The organism is Rhizobium sp. TRM96647 (assembly GCF_025780115.1).
Taxonomy (GTDB): domain Bacteria; phylum Pseudomonadota; class Alphaproteobacteria; order Rhizobiales; family Rhizobiaceae; genus Mycoplana.
In genome coordinates this window covers 499,198-514,000 of the sequence record NZ_JAOXHF010000002.1, presented here as the reverse complement: position 1 = coordinate 514,000, position 14,803 = coordinate 499,198, and the positions used below count along the sequence as shown (strand labels likewise).

General features: G+C 67.6%; 17 protein-coding genes. 10 read left to right on the top strand and 7 right to left on the bottom strand.

Features of this window, described 5'->3' with window-relative positions:
- The first annotated feature begins 78 nt into the window (after window positions 1–78).
- A complete protein-coding gene (locus OCK02_RS05425) occupies window positions 79–777 on the top strand; it encodes a helix-turn-helix transcriptional regulator (RefSeq protein ID WP_263811911.1) in 699 nt (232 codons plus the stop codon).
- A gap of 3 nt (window positions 778–780) precedes the next feature.
- On the opposite strand, the gene OCK02_RS05420 is transcribed toward OCK02_RS05425, so the two are convergent.
- The 3 genes from OCK02_RS05420 to OCK02_RS05410 all read right to left on the bottom strand — a co-directional run bounded on the left by OCK02_RS05420 (window position 781) and on the right by OCK02_RS05410 (window position 2,064).
- Window positions 781–1,089 carry a type II toxin-antitoxin system RelE/ParE family toxin gene (locus tag OCK02_RS05420; RefSeq protein ID WP_263811910.1) on the bottom strand — a complete coding sequence of 103 codons (309 nt, stop codon included), beginning with the start codon at window positions 1,087–1,089 and terminating at the stop codon, window positions 781–783.
- Window positions 1,086–1,343 carry a CopG family ribbon-helix-helix protein gene (locus tag OCK02_RS05415; protein ID WP_263811909.1) on the bottom strand — a complete coding sequence of 86 codons (258 nt, stop codon included), beginning with the start codon at window positions 1,341–1,343 and terminating at the stop codon, window positions 1,086–1,088. Before OCK02_RS05415 ends, OCK02_RS05420 begins: the two co-directional genes overlap by 4 nt.
- Before the next feature lie 118 nt (window positions 1,344–1,461).
- Window positions 1,462–2,064, bottom strand: a complete 603-nt coding sequence (locus OCK02_RS05410; protein WP_230803079.1) for a superoxide dismutase — start codon at window positions 2,062–2,064, stop codon at window positions 1,462–1,464.
- Between the two features lie 212 nt (window positions 2,065–2,276).
- Between OCK02_RS05410 and OCK02_RS05405 the strand changes: the two genes are divergently transcribed.
- Entirely contained in the window at window positions 2,277–2,681 is a 405-nt protein-coding gene (locus OCK02_RS05405; RefSeq protein WP_263811908.1) for a hypothetical protein, read from the top strand.
- A gap of 284 nt (window positions 2,682–2,965) precedes the next feature.
- On the opposite strand, the gene OCK02_RS05400 is transcribed toward OCK02_RS05405, so the two are convergent.
- A complete protein-coding gene (locus tag OCK02_RS05400) occupies window positions 2,966–3,847 on the bottom strand; it encodes a branched-chain amino acid aminotransferase (RefSeq protein WP_263811907.1) in 882 nt (293 codons plus the stop codon).
- A 226-nt stretch (window positions 3,848–4,073) separates the two neighbouring features.
- On the opposite strand from OCK02_RS05400, the gene OCK02_RS05395 reads away from it, so the two are divergent.
- The 5 genes from OCK02_RS05395 (at window position 4,074) to tam (ending at window position 7,739) form a co-directional block, all read left to right on the top strand.
- Complete coding sequence (locus OCK02_RS05395; RefSeq protein WP_263811906.1) at window positions 4,074–5,114, top strand: zinc-dependent alcohol dehydrogenase family protein; 1,041 nt, start codon at window positions 4,074–4,076, stop codon at window positions 5,112–5,114.
- A gap of 101 nt (window positions 5,115–5,215) precedes the next feature.
- Window positions 5,216–5,677: a DUF1801 domain-containing protein gene (locus OCK02_RS05390; protein WP_263811905.1), complete on the top strand. Its 462-nt coding sequence runs from the start codon at window positions 5,216–5,218 to the stop codon at window positions 5,675–5,677.
- A gap of 22 nt (window positions 5,678–5,699) precedes the next feature.
- A complete protein-coding gene (locus OCK02_RS05385; RefSeq protein ID WP_263811904.1) occupies window positions 5,700–6,122 on the top strand; it encodes a DUF1801 domain-containing protein in 423 nt (140 codons plus the stop codon).
- A 147-nt stretch (window positions 6,123–6,269) separates the two neighbouring features.
- Complete coding sequence (locus OCK02_RS05380) at window positions 6,270–6,920, top strand: haloacid dehalogenase type II (protein WP_263811903.1); 651 nt, start codon at window positions 6,270–6,272, stop codon at window positions 6,918–6,920.
- A 48-nt stretch (window positions 6,921–6,968) separates the two neighbouring features.
- Window positions 6,969–7,739 carry a trans-aconitate 2-methyltransferase gene (gene tam, locus OCK02_RS05375; RefSeq protein WP_263811902.1) on the top strand — a complete coding sequence of 257 codons (771 nt, stop codon included), beginning with the start codon at window positions 6,969–6,971 and terminating at the stop codon, window positions 7,737–7,739.
- Window positions 7,740–7,785: 46 nt separating this feature from the next.
- Here the strand turns inward: tam and OCK02_RS05370 are convergent, their stop codons facing one another.
- Window positions 7,786–8,535, bottom strand: coding sequence for a pentapeptide repeat-containing protein (locus OCK02_RS05370; protein WP_263811901.1), 750 nt, complete (start codon window positions 8,533–8,535; stop codon window positions 7,786–7,788).
- A gap of 188 nt (window positions 8,536–8,723) precedes the next feature.
- The gene (locus tag OCK02_RS05365) at window positions 8,724–9,821 is read right to left on the bottom strand and encodes a helix-turn-helix transcriptional regulator (protein ID WP_263811900.1); all 1,098 of its coding nucleotides are present in this window, start codon (window positions 9,819–9,821) and stop codon (window positions 8,724–8,726) included.
- Between the two features lie 264 nt (window positions 9,822–10,085).
- Here OCK02_RS05365 and OCK02_RS05360 point away from each other — a divergent pair, with 264 nt between their 5' ends.
- Window positions 10,086–10,898, top strand: a complete 813-nt coding sequence (locus tag OCK02_RS05360) for a DUF1194 domain-containing protein (RefSeq protein ID WP_263811899.1) — start codon at window positions 10,086–10,088, stop codon at window positions 10,896–10,898.
- 13 nt (window positions 10,899–10,911) lie between these two features.
- On the opposite strand, the gene OCK02_RS05355 is transcribed toward OCK02_RS05360, so the two are convergent.
- A complete protein-coding gene (locus OCK02_RS05355) occupies window positions 10,912–11,811 on the bottom strand; it encodes a LysR family transcriptional regulator (protein ID WP_263811898.1) in 900 nt (299 codons plus the stop codon).
- 159 nt (window positions 11,812–11,970) lie between these two features.
- Here OCK02_RS05355 and OCK02_RS05350 point away from each other — a divergent pair, with 159 nt between their 5' ends.
- The gene (locus tag OCK02_RS05350) at window positions 11,971–13,173 is read left to right on the top strand and encodes an MFS transporter (protein ID WP_263811897.1); all 1,203 of its coding nucleotides are present in this window, start codon (window positions 11,971–11,973) and stop codon (window positions 13,171–13,173) included.
- A gap of 342 nt (window positions 13,174–13,515) precedes the next feature.
- Entirely contained in the window at window positions 13,516–14,682 is a 1,167-nt protein-coding gene (locus OCK02_RS05345; RefSeq protein WP_263811896.1) for an MFS transporter, read from the top strand.
- The last annotated feature ends 121 nt before the right edge of the window (window positions 14,683–14,803 follow it).

Below are 14,803 nucleotides of genomic sequence, written 5' to 3'. Positions count from 1 at the left end.
CCTTTTGTTTCAAGCGGTTGAGGCATGGTATAAGGAAGGCCAACTGACAACGCTGTGTCAGTTGTGACGGAGGACATCATGCGCAAGGCCTCGCGGCTGTTCGAGATCATCCAGATCCTGCGCCTCGCGCGCCACCCGGTCACCGCCGCCGAGATTGCCGGGCGGCTGGAGGTGACGGTGCGCTCGATCTACCGCGACATCGCCGCCTTGCAGGCGATGCGGGTGCCAGTGGAGGGCGAACGGGGCATCGGCTATATCCTGCGCCCCGGCTTCGACCTGCCGCCACTGATGTTCTCCATCGAGGAGATGGAGGCGATCGTGCTGGCGCTGGCGCTTCTGGAACGCACCGGCGATGCGGAACTGAAGGCCGCCGCCCGCCGGGTCGGCGAAAAGATCGCCGGCGCGGTACCGCCGCCGCTGCGCCAGACGCTGTCGGCCCGCTCCTTGCACGCCTGGGGCACGACGCCGCGCCAGCCGGATGGCATCGACCTTGCCACCGTGCGGCGCGCGATCCGCGACGAGGAGAAGCTCGTCATCGACTACCGGGACGAACAGGGCCGTGCGAGCGGGCGCACCGTCCGCCCCATCGCCCTCATCTACTATTCCGAGACGGCCAACATCGTCGCCTGGTGCGAATTGCGCGAAGCCATCCGCAACTTCCGCGCCGACCGGGTGGAGGCCTGCGCGGCGACCGGCACGCATTTCCGCGGCGGCGGCGACAGGCTGCGGCAATTGTGGATTTCCGGCTGGGCGGAAAGCCGGCGGGATGCGGGATGAGCGCTATTCCGGCCACGCGTCCGTGGGCCAGTTGCGTGCCGTGTGAATGACGCGGAGGATGAACATGGTCTCCCGGCCATCCCGCGTGCCGATGCAATAGGCGATGACGTAGGGCAGCCCGTTCACGGATTTCTCGTAGGTTCCGCCGACCCGGCCCGGCCGGCCAACTGGCCGTTTGCCGAGCAGGATGGCGGCGGCATCGATCCGGCCGGCGACGGAACGGGCTGCCGCGGGATCGTCGCGCGCAATATGGCCTGTCTGCCGCTTGAGATCGTCGAGAGCGGAAAGCGCCCAGCGGACGGGCCGCTTCACCGGCGATCGCGCTCGGCCGCATCCACGACGGACGCCAGTTCGGCCATGGCCTCCTCATGGGAGGCCGTGCGGCCCTGCCGGACGTCCTCCAGGCCCTGGTTGACGCCTTCGACGATCGCGAGTTCGCGGGCGACATAGGCGGAGACCGCCTCGGCCGCGAGAAAGGAGCGGCTGCGCCGCGTATCGGCGGCCAACCGGTCGAGTTTCTGCTTGAGGTCCGCGCTCACACGGATCGTCATCGTCGTGCTGCTCATGCCCGTCACCTGTGCTTGTTTGTGTACATGCTAGCACAGGCGGCCCGGCCCCTCCAAGACAGGAAAAGCCCCGGCCGTTTCCGGCCGGGGCATTCCGAATGCCAAGGGTCGAAGCGCCTTACTTCGTCGCGGCTTCGTACATTTCCAGGACGTAGTCCCAGTTGATCAGGCTGTCGACGAAGGCTTCGAGGTACTTCGGGCGGGCGTTGCGGTAGTCGATGTAGTAGGAGTGCTCCCAGACGTCGACGCCGAGGATCGGGGATGCGCCGTGGACCAGCGGGTTCTCGCCATTCGGGGTCTTGGAGATGGCGAGCTTGCCGTCCTTGACCGAGAGCCAGGCCCAGCCGGAGCCGAACTGGGTTGTGCCGGCAGCGACGAAATCGGCCTTGAATTTGTCATAGCCGCCGAGATCGCTGTCGATCGCCTTCTGCAGCGCGCCCGGAAGCGACTTGCCGCCGCCGCCCTTCTTCATCCACTTCCAGAAATGGACGTGGTTGTAGTGCTGGCCGGCATTGTTGAAGAGGCCCTGGTTGGTGCCGTAGGACTTCTTGACGATCTCTTCCAGCGTCAGGTTGGAGAGACCGGCTTCCTCGGCGAGCTTGTTGCCGTTGTCGACATAGGCCTTGTGGTGCTTGTCGTGGTGATATTCGAGCGTTTCGCGCGACATGAACGGGGCAAGGGCATCGTAGTCGTAGGGAAGCGGCGGAAGTTCGAAAGCCATGGGTCGTCTCCTCTTAATCGCGGAATTTTAAAAAGAAATCCGTGAAGCGGAACATAGGGGGATGCCCCCTCCCCGGCAACCGGCTGGATGCCAAAATTTGCGCTTGGTCAGGAATTTCCTTCCCCCGCGCAAGTTGCGCGCCTGCTTTGGAACCGCCCCGGGCTTCGGCCATTCCTGACCTTGCGTGATTCGCATCATGAAAGGCTCTGACCATGACCGATTTCTTCCTCCGCCCCCTTCTCCTCGCCCTTCCGCTCGCCACAGCCCTCGGCGCCGCGCCCGCACTCGCCTCCTCCGACGAGGCCTGGGCGGCGTTCAAGGCGGACGTCGAGGCGAAATGCGTGGCCGCGCTGCCGGAAAAGCTGAAGAACCAGACCGTATTCGTCGACGAGACCGGAACCGAGGCCTACGGCGTGGCGCTGATCGCCGGCCGCTCGGCCAGCGAAAAGGCGCGCGTGACCTTCGCCTGCGTCTACGACAAGCAGGCGAAGACCGCGCAACTGACCGGGCCGATCGGCCGCGAATTCGTCCGCGTCATCACCGACAAGCAGCGCGCGGCGATGGAGGAACGGCGGAAGGCGAACGGTGGGGCGGACGACGACAACGGCGCCGAATGACGCTGACTGCAGCGCTCGGGATAGGCCGTCATCCCGGCCCTCGAGCCGGGATCCAGCAGCGCCGCGTCGGCGGCGCAGGAAAAGCTTTATAGCGCAATGGCTTGCTGGATGCCGGCTCGGGGGCCGGCTCGGGGGCCGGCATGACGGAGAGAAAGGGGACGGTCTCACCTGCCGGCAAGCTCCAAGACCTCCGTCATCCTCGGCTCTGTGCAGTACAAGGCCCAGGATGACGTCGCCCGGGTTCCACGGCCCGTCGACGACCCGGGCGCAGTGCCCGCCCCGCCTCAGCCGTTGGCGGTCGAGTGGGCCCAGTCGAAATAGAGCTCGCGCGCCTTGGCCGTTACCGGGCCGGGCTGGAGGTGGCGGTCGTCGAGGCGGTTGACGGGGACGACCTTGGAATAGTTGCCGGAGGTGAAGATCTCGTCGGCGGTCTGGAAATCCTGCACCGTCAGCGTCTTCTCGACGACCTCGAAGCCTTCCTGGCGCATCAGCGTCATGACCCGGTAGCGCGTGATGCCGGCGAGGAAGGTCTGGTTGGCGGCGGGGGTGAAGACGACGCCGTCCTTGACCATGAAGACGTTGGAGGCACCGGTCTCGGCGACGTTGCCGAGCATGTCGCGCACCAGCGCATTGTCGAAACCACGCTTCTTCGCCTCGACGATGATGCGGCCGTTGTTGGGATAGAGGCAGCCGGCCTTGGCATCGGTCGGCATGCACTCGATCGTCGGGCGGCGGAAGGGCGAGACGGTCAGCGAATTGCCGGCGTGGGCGTCGCCCATCGGCGCCTCGAACAGGCACAGCGCAAAGCGGGTGGACTCCGGATCGGCCGGGACGACGCCGAAGGCGCCGTGCTCGGCCCAGTACATCGGCTTGACGTAGATCGCCGTCCTGCCGTCGAACTTCTCCACGCCCTCCCAGGTGAGCGCCTGGATCTCCTCGGCGCGCATCGTCGCGTTCAGGCCGAGGCTCACGGCCGAGCGGTTGACGCGCTGGCAATGCAGGTCGAGGTCCGGGGCGATGCCGTCGAAGAAGCGGGCGCCGTCGAACACCGTCGAGGCGAGCCACATCGCATGCGAGGTGGGGCCGATCAGCGGCGGGTTGCCGGGAAGCCACTCGCCGTCGACATAGGTCCAGGTGGGGGTCCGCGGGGAGGTATCGACTGCCATCTTGTTACTCCTTTTCTCTCCGGCGTGCCGCATTTCAGTTATCTCCGGCGTGCCGCATGTCCGGCCTGACGCTTCGGGGCAAGCTGCCTCTGGCCTGAACCAATCGGCGGACGCTGTCCACTCACGATCTTAGATGAATGCATCAGCCATTGTCATGGGTGGTGCGGTGGCAGGCGGGGCCGGCGCGTGGCATAGAGAGGACAAGAGAGACCTGGAGGGACCGCCGGTGAAAGCAATGTACTACGAGGCCTTCGGTGCGGTGCCCGAGATCCGCGAACTGCCGGATCCGACGCCGACGCGCAACGGAGTGGTGGTCAAGGTCGAGGCGACCGGGCTCTGCCGCTCGGACTGGCACGGCTGGCAGGGGCACGATCCCGACATCCGGCTGCCGCACGTGCCGGGCCACGAACTCGCCGGCACGGTGCTCGCCGCCGGCCAGGGCGTGTCGCGCTTCAAAGTCGGCGACCGGGTGACCGTCCCCTTCGTCTCCGGCTGCGGCCATTGCCACGAGTGCCGCTCGGGCAACCAGCAGGTCTGCGAGGAGCAGTTCCAGCCGGGCTTCACCCATTGGGGTTCGTTTGCCGAATATGTCGCACTCGACCATGCCGACCAGAACCTCGTTCCCCTGCCGGAGAACGTCTCCTTCGCCACCGCCGCCAGCCTCGGCTGCCGCTTCGCCACCTCGTTTCGCGCCGTCTGCGACCAGGCGAAGGTCAAGGGCGGCGAATGGGTCGCCGTACACGGCTGCGGCGGCGTGGGGCTGTCGGCGATCATGATCGCGGCAGCGCTCGGCGCCCGGCCGATCGCGATCGACATCTCCGAGGAGAAGCTGTCGTTCGCCCGAAAGATGGGCGCGGTCGCGGCCGTCAATGCGCGTGCCGTGGCCGATGTCGCCGAGGCCGTGCGCGAGATCACCGGCGGCGGCGCGCACGCCTCGATCGACGCGCTCGGCTCGCCCGTCACCTGCTTCAATTCGATCAGGAACCTGCGCCGCCGCGGGCGACACGTGCAGGTGGGGCTCATGCTCGGCGACGATGCAACGCCCGAAATCCCGATGGCGCAGGTGATCGGCCACGAACTGGAGATCTACGGCAGCCACGGCATGCAGGCCTGGCGCTACGACGCCATGCTGTCGATGATGGCGGCGGGCAGCCTGCAGCCGGAGCGGCTGATCGGCCGGGAAATCAGCCTCGCCGAGGCCATTCCCGCGCTGATGGCGATGGACGGCGCGACCGATCTCGGTATCAGCGTGATCACGACATTCTGAGGCGGCCGTCGCTGGACGGGCCTTGCCGCCGCAGCAGGAGCCGCCCTATGACCATCGCGCGTCCCCCGCCGGGATGCGGGCCGGCGAATGGGAGGAAGACGATGGCGAACGGGACGAGCAAGAAGACGGGCAAGGGCGCCGAGGCGACCGGGGCTGAAAATGGTCCGGTGCTGCTGTCGGGCGGCAATCCGCAGATCGCCAAGGGCTATGGCGACGCGCCCGTGCAGGCCTATATCGCCGCCATGCCGGGATGGAAGAGCGCTGCGGGACGCCGGATCGACGCGCTGATCGTCGCCGCCGTGCCGGAGGTTACCAAGGCGGTCAAGTGGAACTCGCCGTTCTACGGGCTGGAGGGACAGGGCTGGTTTCTCAGCCTGCATTGCTTCACGAAATACATCAAGGTGGCCTTCTTCCGCGGCACCGCGCTCGACCCCGTCCCACCGGAAGCGTCCAAGAGCGGCGACACGCGCTATTTCCATATCCACGAGGGCGAGGCGCTCGACGAGGAGCAGTTTTCCGGCTGGGTGACGCAGGCGAGCCGGCTGCCGGGCGAGAAGCTGTGAGGCCAGGGAGGGAGGAACGCGGATGACGACCAGCGGTTCGAAGACGGCGCCTGTGGGCGAAGATCCCGCGCGGCTGATCGATGCGCGGATCGCCGAACTCGGCGACTGGCGCGGCGAGACGCTGGCGCAGGTGCGAAGCCTCGTCAGGGAGGCGGTTCCCGACGTGATCGAGGAATGGAAGTGGCGCGGGGTGCCGGTATGGTCGCATGGCGGCATCCTCTGCACGGGCGAGACCTACAAGGACGTCGTCAAGCTGACCTTTGCCAAGGGGGCCGCCCTTGCAGACCCTTCCGGCCTCTTCAACGCCAGCCTGGAGGGCAATACCCGGCGCGCCATCGATATCCGCAAGGGCGAGGCCATCGACGGCGAGGCGCTGAAGGCGCTCCTGCGCGCCGCCGCCGACCTGAACGCCGTGGCACGTCCGCGAAAGGCCAAGGGCGGCTGAGCGCGAAACGGGCCGGCAACCGGCCGACGCTGGCGCATGTCGGCGCCGGGTATTGTGCGGCGCACCGAATATTGCCATGATCGGAGGCCAATGATCTGGCGCTAGCGATCTGGAATGTCAGCGCTTTCGGAAAGTTGAGCCATCGCCTTGTCCTATGCCGCCTATGTCTTCGATGCCTATGGCACCCTGTTCGACGTCCATGCGGCGGTCCGCCGCCATGCCGGCGACGTCGGCCCGGACTCCCAGCGTTTTTCCGAACTGTGGCGGGCCAAGCAGCTCGAATATTCCTGGACCCGGGCGCTGATGGGCGCCTACCGCGACTTCTGGCAACTGACCGAGGAGGCGCTCGACTTCACGCTCGAACGCATCCCGGGCGTCGATCCGGGCTTGAGGGACCGGCTGCTGGAGGCCTACTGGAAGCTCGACTGCTATCCCGAAGTTCCGGCCGTGCTGAAGGCGCTGAAGGCCCGGGGCGCGCGGGTGGCGATCCTGTCCAACGGCTCGCCGGCGATGCTGCGATCGGCGGTCGCCAATGCCGCGCTCGACACGGTGATCGACGACGTCTTCTCCGTCGATGCGCTGCGCACCTACAAGACGGCGCCGGCCGTCTACGACGTGGTGACGACCGGCTACCGGCTCTATCCGGATGCCGTGTCGTTCCAGTCCTCCAACCGCTGGGACGTGGCCGGAGCCACGAAATTCGGCTTCCGCACCGTCTGGATCAACCGCAGCGGCATGCCGGACGAATATGCCGACCTCAAGCCGTCGCTGATCCTGCCGACGCTGGAGGCGTTGTAGCGAGGATACCGGCAGCGGCCGGAAAAGGTTAGAGATCGGGAGGACAGGATGGGCTGGTCGGCGGCGCAATATCTGCAATTCGAGGACGAGAGGACGCGGCCGGCGCGCGACCTGCTTTCGCAGGTGCCGGACCTGCCGGCGGGCACCGTCTACGACCTCGGCTGCGGGCCCGGCAACTCGACGGAACTGCTGCTGGCCCGCTTTCCCGGCCATCCCGTCACCGGCATCGACAGCGACGCGGACATGCTGGCCGCCGCCCGCAGGCGACTGCCGCAGCTCGCCTTCGACTTCGGCGACCTTTCCGGCTGGACCCCGCCGGCGCCAGCGGCGCTCCTCTATGCGAACGCGGTGTTCCAATGGGTGCCGAAGCATCTGGCGGTGCTCTCGCGGCTGATGGACCACCTCGTGCCCGGCGGGGTGCTGGCCGTGCAGATGCCGGACAACCGGACGGAGCCGAGCCATGTCGCGATGGACACCGTAGCCGAGGACGACCGTTTCGCGCGGCATTTCGCGGCCGACCACCCGCGTCGCCCGACGCTGCCGCCGCCGCTCGCCTATTACGACGCGCTCTCGGCCAAGGCCGCACGCGTCGACATCTGGCATACGATCTACAACCACCCGATGCGCGACGCGGCGGCGATCGTCGAGTGGGTCAAGGGCACGGGCATCCGGCCCTATCTGGCGAAACTCCCGGCAGAAGAGCAGGACGAATACCTCGAAGCCTACCGGCAGAGGATCGAACAGGACTATCCCAGGGCGGCCGACGGGCGCGTGCTGCTGCGCTTTCCGCGCCTGTTCCTGGTGGCGATCAGGGCTTGAGCAGTCAGGGATTGAGCCCGTCAGGTTCGCGGCAGGCGCTCTCCCCTCAGTCGAAGGGGCAGGGCCAGCTCGACGGGACGGTGAAGCCGGGCGGCAGCTTGGTTCCGGCGTCGCCGCAGGCGAGATCGACCTGCTCCTGCTCCAGCCCGGTCGAGGACGAAAGATCGAGGCCCTCGATCCGGGTCAGGAACAGGAAGGCATGGGAGAAATCGAGGCCGCCCTCGAATTTCGCCTTGCTGAGGTCGGCGCGGGACAGATTGGTGTAGCGGAAGCGGGTGCCTGTGAGCTCGGCGCCGGAGAAATCGGCGCGGCCGAGCTCGGCCTTGTCGAACACCGCATTGGTCAGCACCGCTTCCTTGAAGCTCGCCCGCTGCAATTCGGCGGCGGCAAAGGTGGCGCCGGTGGCGTTGACCCTGTCGAAGCCGGTGCGATAACCCTCGACGCGGTTGAAATTGGTCTTCTCGGCGCTCGCCCCCGTCAGCCAGGCGCGGGCCATGACGGCTTCCTCGAGATTGGCGCCGTCGAGATTGGTCTTGCTGAGGTCGGTCAGGGTGAAGTCGGCCTCGACAAGTACGGCGCCGCTGAAGTCGTTGCCCTGCAGCATGATCATCTTCTTGGCGCAGTTGCTCCAGTCGACGCCCGGCGCGGGCGCGTTCGAACACGCGGCGGCCGCGGCAGGCCGGACTGGTGCAAGCGCGAGCGAGACGAGGACGGCGCCCGCAGCCAGCAGGCAGAGACCCGGACGGTGGCCCGCCGTTGCGGCCGGACGATCACGAAGCGCGGCAAGAATGCTCATTCCAGACTTCATTTCGGCGCACGCTCCTGCAAATCCTGTCGAGCCTCGTTTTTCGCATATGGTGGCGGAAATGGGAAGGACAAGTCGCGCCCCGCCAAGGCCCGGCAGATCAGCGCATCGGGGCTGTCCGTCCAGGTGCGATTGCCCTGCTTGCGAAGGAGATGCGCGGGGCCGGCATGCGGAGGACGTCAGCTTCTTCCAAGCGAGGCCAGCAGCGCCACCAGAGCGGCCTGTCGATGGGTGTCGGTCTTCTGGAAGATGGCCTTGATCCTGCTGCGGGCGGTTTCCTTGGTGACACCGAGCGCGTCCGCCGCATTTTCGAGGGTCTCGCCGGTCGCCAGAAGCGCTGCGAGACGCGCTTCTGCCGGCGTGAGCCTGAAAGCGCGGCTGAATGCCTGCCAGTCGGACCTGGCCGGACGGACGACCTCTTCGAGAAGCAGCAATGCCCGCGCGCACAGAAACGGGGACTTCGCCGCGCCATCGACGGGCAATGTCCTGATCACCAGCGGGGCGGCGTTCTCCCGCCGGACGACGATCGGAGGCGCCAGCAGGGTCTTGCCCTCGCGAAGTCCCCGCAGCCGGTCGACGACCTTGCCGTATTCGGCCGCCGCGTGACGGTCGCGGAACATCAGGCGCTCGCCGACGATAAGGATGGACGCCCGCATCAGTTGCCGTGCGGCGGCGTTGGCATGGATGAACCTGCCGGTCTCGTCGATCGCCACCACCGCCTTGCCGATCTGGTCGAACGAATCGGCCACGGACGACAAGGCGACGCGGCCGGCGAGATGGGCAAGACTGCCGACTTCGTTCAGCCGCAGGGAGAATTGCCGGAAGACGGCCCTGTCGCTCTGTTCGAACGCGCCCTGGCGCAGGGACCGATGCAGTGTCAGGGACCAGAAATCGGGGCCGCCCCGAACGCCGATGCCCGCCCACCACCTGCCGTCGAAGCGGGGCATGAACTCTTCGAAGAACGGCGCGCGCCGGTCGTCGGCGCCGACCAGGTCACGATCGAAGGCAACCTCGCCCCGCATGTTCAGGACCCGGGCGCGCCGGTGACTGTCTGCGTCCTGCTCGGGCCAGCTCTCGCGGACATAGGTTTCCAGGCATTCCGTGAGATGCGCGGTCGCCAGCGCCCCTGCCGATCCCGTCTGCGGGATCAGGGCAGCCCCCATGGCGCCGGTGGCCACCGCCACCTCCGCCAGGAGCTCCGTCCAGCGCGAGGGATCGGCAACGATGTCCGACACCTGCATGGACGCGTGCTGCAACCGCTCGATGTCGATAGACATCCCTCTCCCCCGTCTTCTCCCCTGCGTGCTCTCCCCTGTGTGATCGCCAGGCACAAACGGCGCGCACAACCTGAAGCAGAACCTAGTGCAATATGGACCGGCTGACTACAGGGCGGTTCGGCGCCCCCATTTGCACAGTTTTGCGCGACCGGCCCAAGCCCCGATCAACCCCCAAAAGGGGGTCGAATGTCTTCCCCGCCAATGCTTCCGTCCGCGCCGGGGGATCATGCCCCGCAGGACGAGCGGCAAGAGGGGCTGACGGGTATGGACACTTCCTGGAAACTGGCGGCGGCGCTTGCAGCCGCATTGACGTTCCCGGCGCCGGCACGCGCCGCCGACGGCGACGGGGCGCGCGGCTTCGACGTCGATGTCGCCATCGTCTTCGCGGTCGACTTCTCCTCCTCGATCGATCCGGACATCGCCGACCTGCAACGGAACGGGCATGTTGCAGCCCTCACCTCGCCGGAGATCATCAAGGTCATTTCCGGCAATCCCCGCGGCTGCATCGGCGTGACCTATTTCGAATGGGCGAGCCCGGCGCACATCAGGATCGTCCTGCCGTGGACGCGGATCTGCGGAGCGGCAGACGCCGAAAAGGCGGCCGGGGTGATCAGCCGGAAAGGCGATACCGGCTTCAGCCGGCGGAGCAGAGGCGGGACATCCATCTCGTCGGCGATCGAAGCCGGAAGACTGCTTCTCGACGAATTTCCGGGACACGCCGACAGAAAGGTCATCGACATCTCCGGCAATGGCGAAAACAACGACGGCCTGCCCGTTCAGGACTCCAGGACGAAGGCCGTCGAGAAGGGATACACGATCAACGCGATCGCCATTCCGGATGGAAGGGACGAGAGTTCCGGCCGTTCACTGGCGTCCTATTTTGCCGACAACGTCATCGGCGGTTTCGAAGCCTTCGTCATGGTGCCGCGGGCGACGGGCGACTACACCCTGGCCCTGCGCCGGAAGCTGGCAAGGGAGATTGCCCTCGACATCGACCTGCCCGTGGATCCGCCTATGCAGCGAGCGGAGGCCCGCATCGGGTGGCCGCCGGCCGTAACCATCGCGGACGCGCGATAGGCCGACCCGTCGCTCAGCCGCCGATCCGCGCCGACAGGAAATCGACGAAGGCGCGGATGCGGGCTGCGAGGTGTTCGTGGCCGGCGAAGACGGCGTAGACGGTCTCGATCTCGCCGGAATGGAAATCCTCCAGCAGCGGCACCAGCCGGCCGGCGGCGATATCCGGCTCGACATGGAAGCGGCCGACGCGGCCGATGCCGACGCCGTCGAGGCAGAGCTGGCGGACGATGGAGCCGCTCGAAGCCATGACGTTGCCGGACACCGTGTGGAGGACCGGCGAGGACCGGCCCGGCAGCCGGAACGCCCATTCATCGACGCTGCGGCGGAAGTTGAAGCGGATGCAGTTGTGGGTCGCGAGATCGTCGGGCGTCCTCGGCATACCGTGACGCTCGAGATAGGCAGGTGCCGCCATGACGACCGGCGTGCTCTCCATCAGCTTGCGCGCCAGCAGCGACGAATCGCGCAAGGGGCCCGTGCGGATCGCCACGTCGGTGCGCTCGCCGACCACGTCGATGACGCTGTCGGTCAGGGTCAGGTCGATCCGGATCTCGGGATAGAGCGCCAGGAAATCGGGAAGCAGCGGCAGGATGATGCTTTCGCCGATGGCGACGGCGGCATTGACGCGGATCGAGCCGCGCGGCGAGGCGCGGGCGCCGCCAGCGACCGTCTGCTCGGTCTCCTCGATCTCCGAGAGGATCCGGCGCGCGCGCTCCAGATAGACCTCGCCCTCCGGGGTCGGCTCCAGCCTTCGGGTGGTGCGCACCAGAAGCCTTGTCGACAGCCTGTCCTCCAGCCGGCTGACGAGCTTGCTGACGGCGGACGGCGACAGGCCCAGCCTGCGGCCGGCGGCTGAAAAGCTTTTCATGTCCACGGCCGTCACGAAGACTTCCATTTCGCCTGCGCGGTTGTCCATTGCGGTGATCACCTGTGAATTGGCTTCAAAGATACTTATCCTATCACACGGATTATCGAACAAGGGCGCGCAGGCCATATTGGCGGCAACCAAACCGTTCACCCGTTTTGCCGCCCGGCCCGGGCCCTGCCCCGGCGCCTGCTGCGGAAGGAGAAGTCCATGCCCCTTGCGCTCTTTGCCCTGACGATCGCCGCCTATGCGATCGGCACCACCGAATTCGTCATCGTCGGCCTCTTGCCGACCGTCGCCTCCGACCTCGGCATCACCCTGCCGCTCGCCGGCCTCATCGTTTCCATCTATGCGCTGGGGGTCACCTTCGGTGCGCCGGTGCTGACGGCCCTGACCGGCCGGGCGGCCCGCAAGCCGCTGCTGCTCGGCCTGATGGCGCTGTTCGTCGCCGGCAACACGCTGGCGGCGCTGTCGCCTTCCTACGAGATCCTGCTTGTCGCCCGCGTGCTGTCGGCGTTTGCCCATGGCGTGTTCTTCTCCGTCGGCGCGACGATCGCGGCCGAACTCGTTCCCGAGGACCGGCGGGCGTCGGCGATCGCGATGATGTTCATGGGGCTGACGGTCGCGATCGTCACCGGCGTGCCGCTCGGCACGGTGATCGGCCAGACCTTCGGCTGGCGCGCCACCTTCTGGGCGGTCGCAGCCCTTGGCGTCATCGCCTTTGTCGGCATCGCCGCACTGCTGCCGAACAACCTGCAACGCCAGAAGGCGGCGAAGCTTTCCGAGCAGGTGCGCGTGCTCGGTTCCGGCCGGCTGCTGCTCGTCTTCGCGATGACGGCGCTCGGCTATGGCGGCACCTTCGTCACCTTCACCTATCTCGCTCCCGTCTTGCAGGAGATCACCGGCTTCTCGGCCTCCTCGGTCAGCCTGGTGCTGGTGCTCTACGGGCTTGCGATCGCCGCGGGCAACATCGCCGGCGGACGGATCGCCGACCGCGACCCGGTCAGGGCGCTGACGGTGCTGTTCGCAGCGCAGGCGGCCGTGCTCGTACTCTTCACCTTCACGGCACCGTCGCCGGTGCTGGCGCTCGTCACGCTGACGGCGCTGGGTTTCCTGTCCTTCGCCAACGTGCCGGGCCTGCAGCTCTACGTGGTACAGCTCGCCAAACGTCACCGCCCCGCCGCCGTCGACGTCGCCTCGGCGCTGAACATCGCCGCCTTCAATCTCGGCATCGCGGCCGGCGCCTGGATCGGCGGGCTGGTCGTCGCCTCCCCGCTCGGCCTCGGCGCCACACCCTGGGTCGGCGCCATCCTGGTCGCCGCCGCCCTCGGCTTCACGCTCGTCAGCGGCGCGCTGGACCGGCGCGGCCATGCGGGTTCCGTCGAGGCCGGCGCCGATCCGGCCCGGGCCTAGGCGGGCCGGCGCTGGGGGGCTGCGGGCGGGCGGCCATTCGCTCCAAGCTCGCCCGCCCCTCATCCGCCCTTCGGGCACCTTCTCCCCGCGAGCGGGGAGAAGGACATATGCCACACCGGTTCCCGCCCCCCTCTCCCCGCCCGCGGGGAGAGGGTTCGGGCGAGGGGCGGCCCCTCGCACAATTCGCCCGCGTCGACGTTGCGGCGGCCCCCTCATCCAGCGCTTTTCGCCACCGTCTCCCCGCCGGGGAGAAGACGGGAGGTTCCCGCGCCCATTTCCTTCCGCCGCGGCCTCGGCTATGACGGTTGTGGGCCGTCACGGTGCCGCCCGGGGAACACTTCCATGCAGACCAACCAGAACCTTTCGGCACAGGCGATGCCGGACTGGCCGGCGATTGCCGCCGTCGTGCTTGGCGTCACCGCCTTTTCGGTGGCGCAGGGCGTCACCTATCCGCTGATTTCGCTGGTGCTGGAGGCGCGCGGGGTATCGCCGACGCTGATCGGCGTCAACGCCTTCGGCTTCGCGCTCGGGCTCGCCGCGGCGACGCTGATGATCGGGCGGCTGACGCAGCGTTTCCGCGCCCAGCACCTGATCGTCGCGGGCCTCGTCGGCTGCTCGGTCTGCCTCGCCACATTCGCCGCCTTCTCGTCGATGCCCGTGTGGTTTCTCGCCCGCTTCCTGCTCGGCTTCTGCGCCAGCCTGATCTTCATGCTGAGCGAGGCCTGGCTGAACGTCGCTTGCCCCGACCGGCTGCGCGGGCGCGTCTCGGGGATCTATGGTGCGGCGGTCTGCGCCGGCTTTGCCGCCGGGCCGCTCGCAATCCCGCTGTTCGGCACCGCCGGCGGCTTCGGCTTCGCGCTGACCGCAGTCTATCTCGCGCTCGTCGCGTTCGCCACCGGGCTGTTGATGGTCCAGACCCGCACCGTGCCGGAACCGTCGTCGACGAAGGACGTGTTTTCCTTCTTCCGCCATGCGCCGATGCTGGTCCTGATGGTGTTCGCCTTCGGCTTTGCCGACATCGCGGCGATCTCGGCGATGCCGGTCTATTTCGTCAAGAGCGGGCACTCGGAAGCCTTTGCAGCACTGAGCGTCACCGTGCTGGCGCTGCCGACGGCGCTGGCGCAGCCCTTCATCGGCTATGCGCTGGACCGGCTCTCCCGGCACGCGGTCGCGGTCGGGACGGCGGCGGTCGCGGCGGCCGGCTATGTCGCGCTCCCCTTCCTCGACCGGCCGGCGCTGATCCTCGTCGCCTTCGGCCTGATCGGGGCGGCCAGCTTCTCGCTCTATACCTGCGCGCTGACCATGCTCGGCGAGCGCTTTCGCGGCAGCATGCTGGTGGCGGGAAGTGCTGCCTACGCCTTGACCTACGCGGTCGGCAGCGGCGCCGGCTCCAGCCTCACGGGGCTGGTGATGGGCGTGGTCGGGCTCGATGCCGGCCCGCTGATGGTGGGAGCGGCCCTTGCCGTCTTCACGGGATACTTTGCCCTCTCGGGACGGCGGCAGGCCTGATTTCAGGGCTGATTTCGGGGCTGGCGGGCACGTCCCGGCGCGGCGCTCGCCGTCACCGACGGAATTTCGGCGACGGCGATCTCCAGGAAGAAACAGGCGCTGCCCCGGAGCAGCGCCGGAA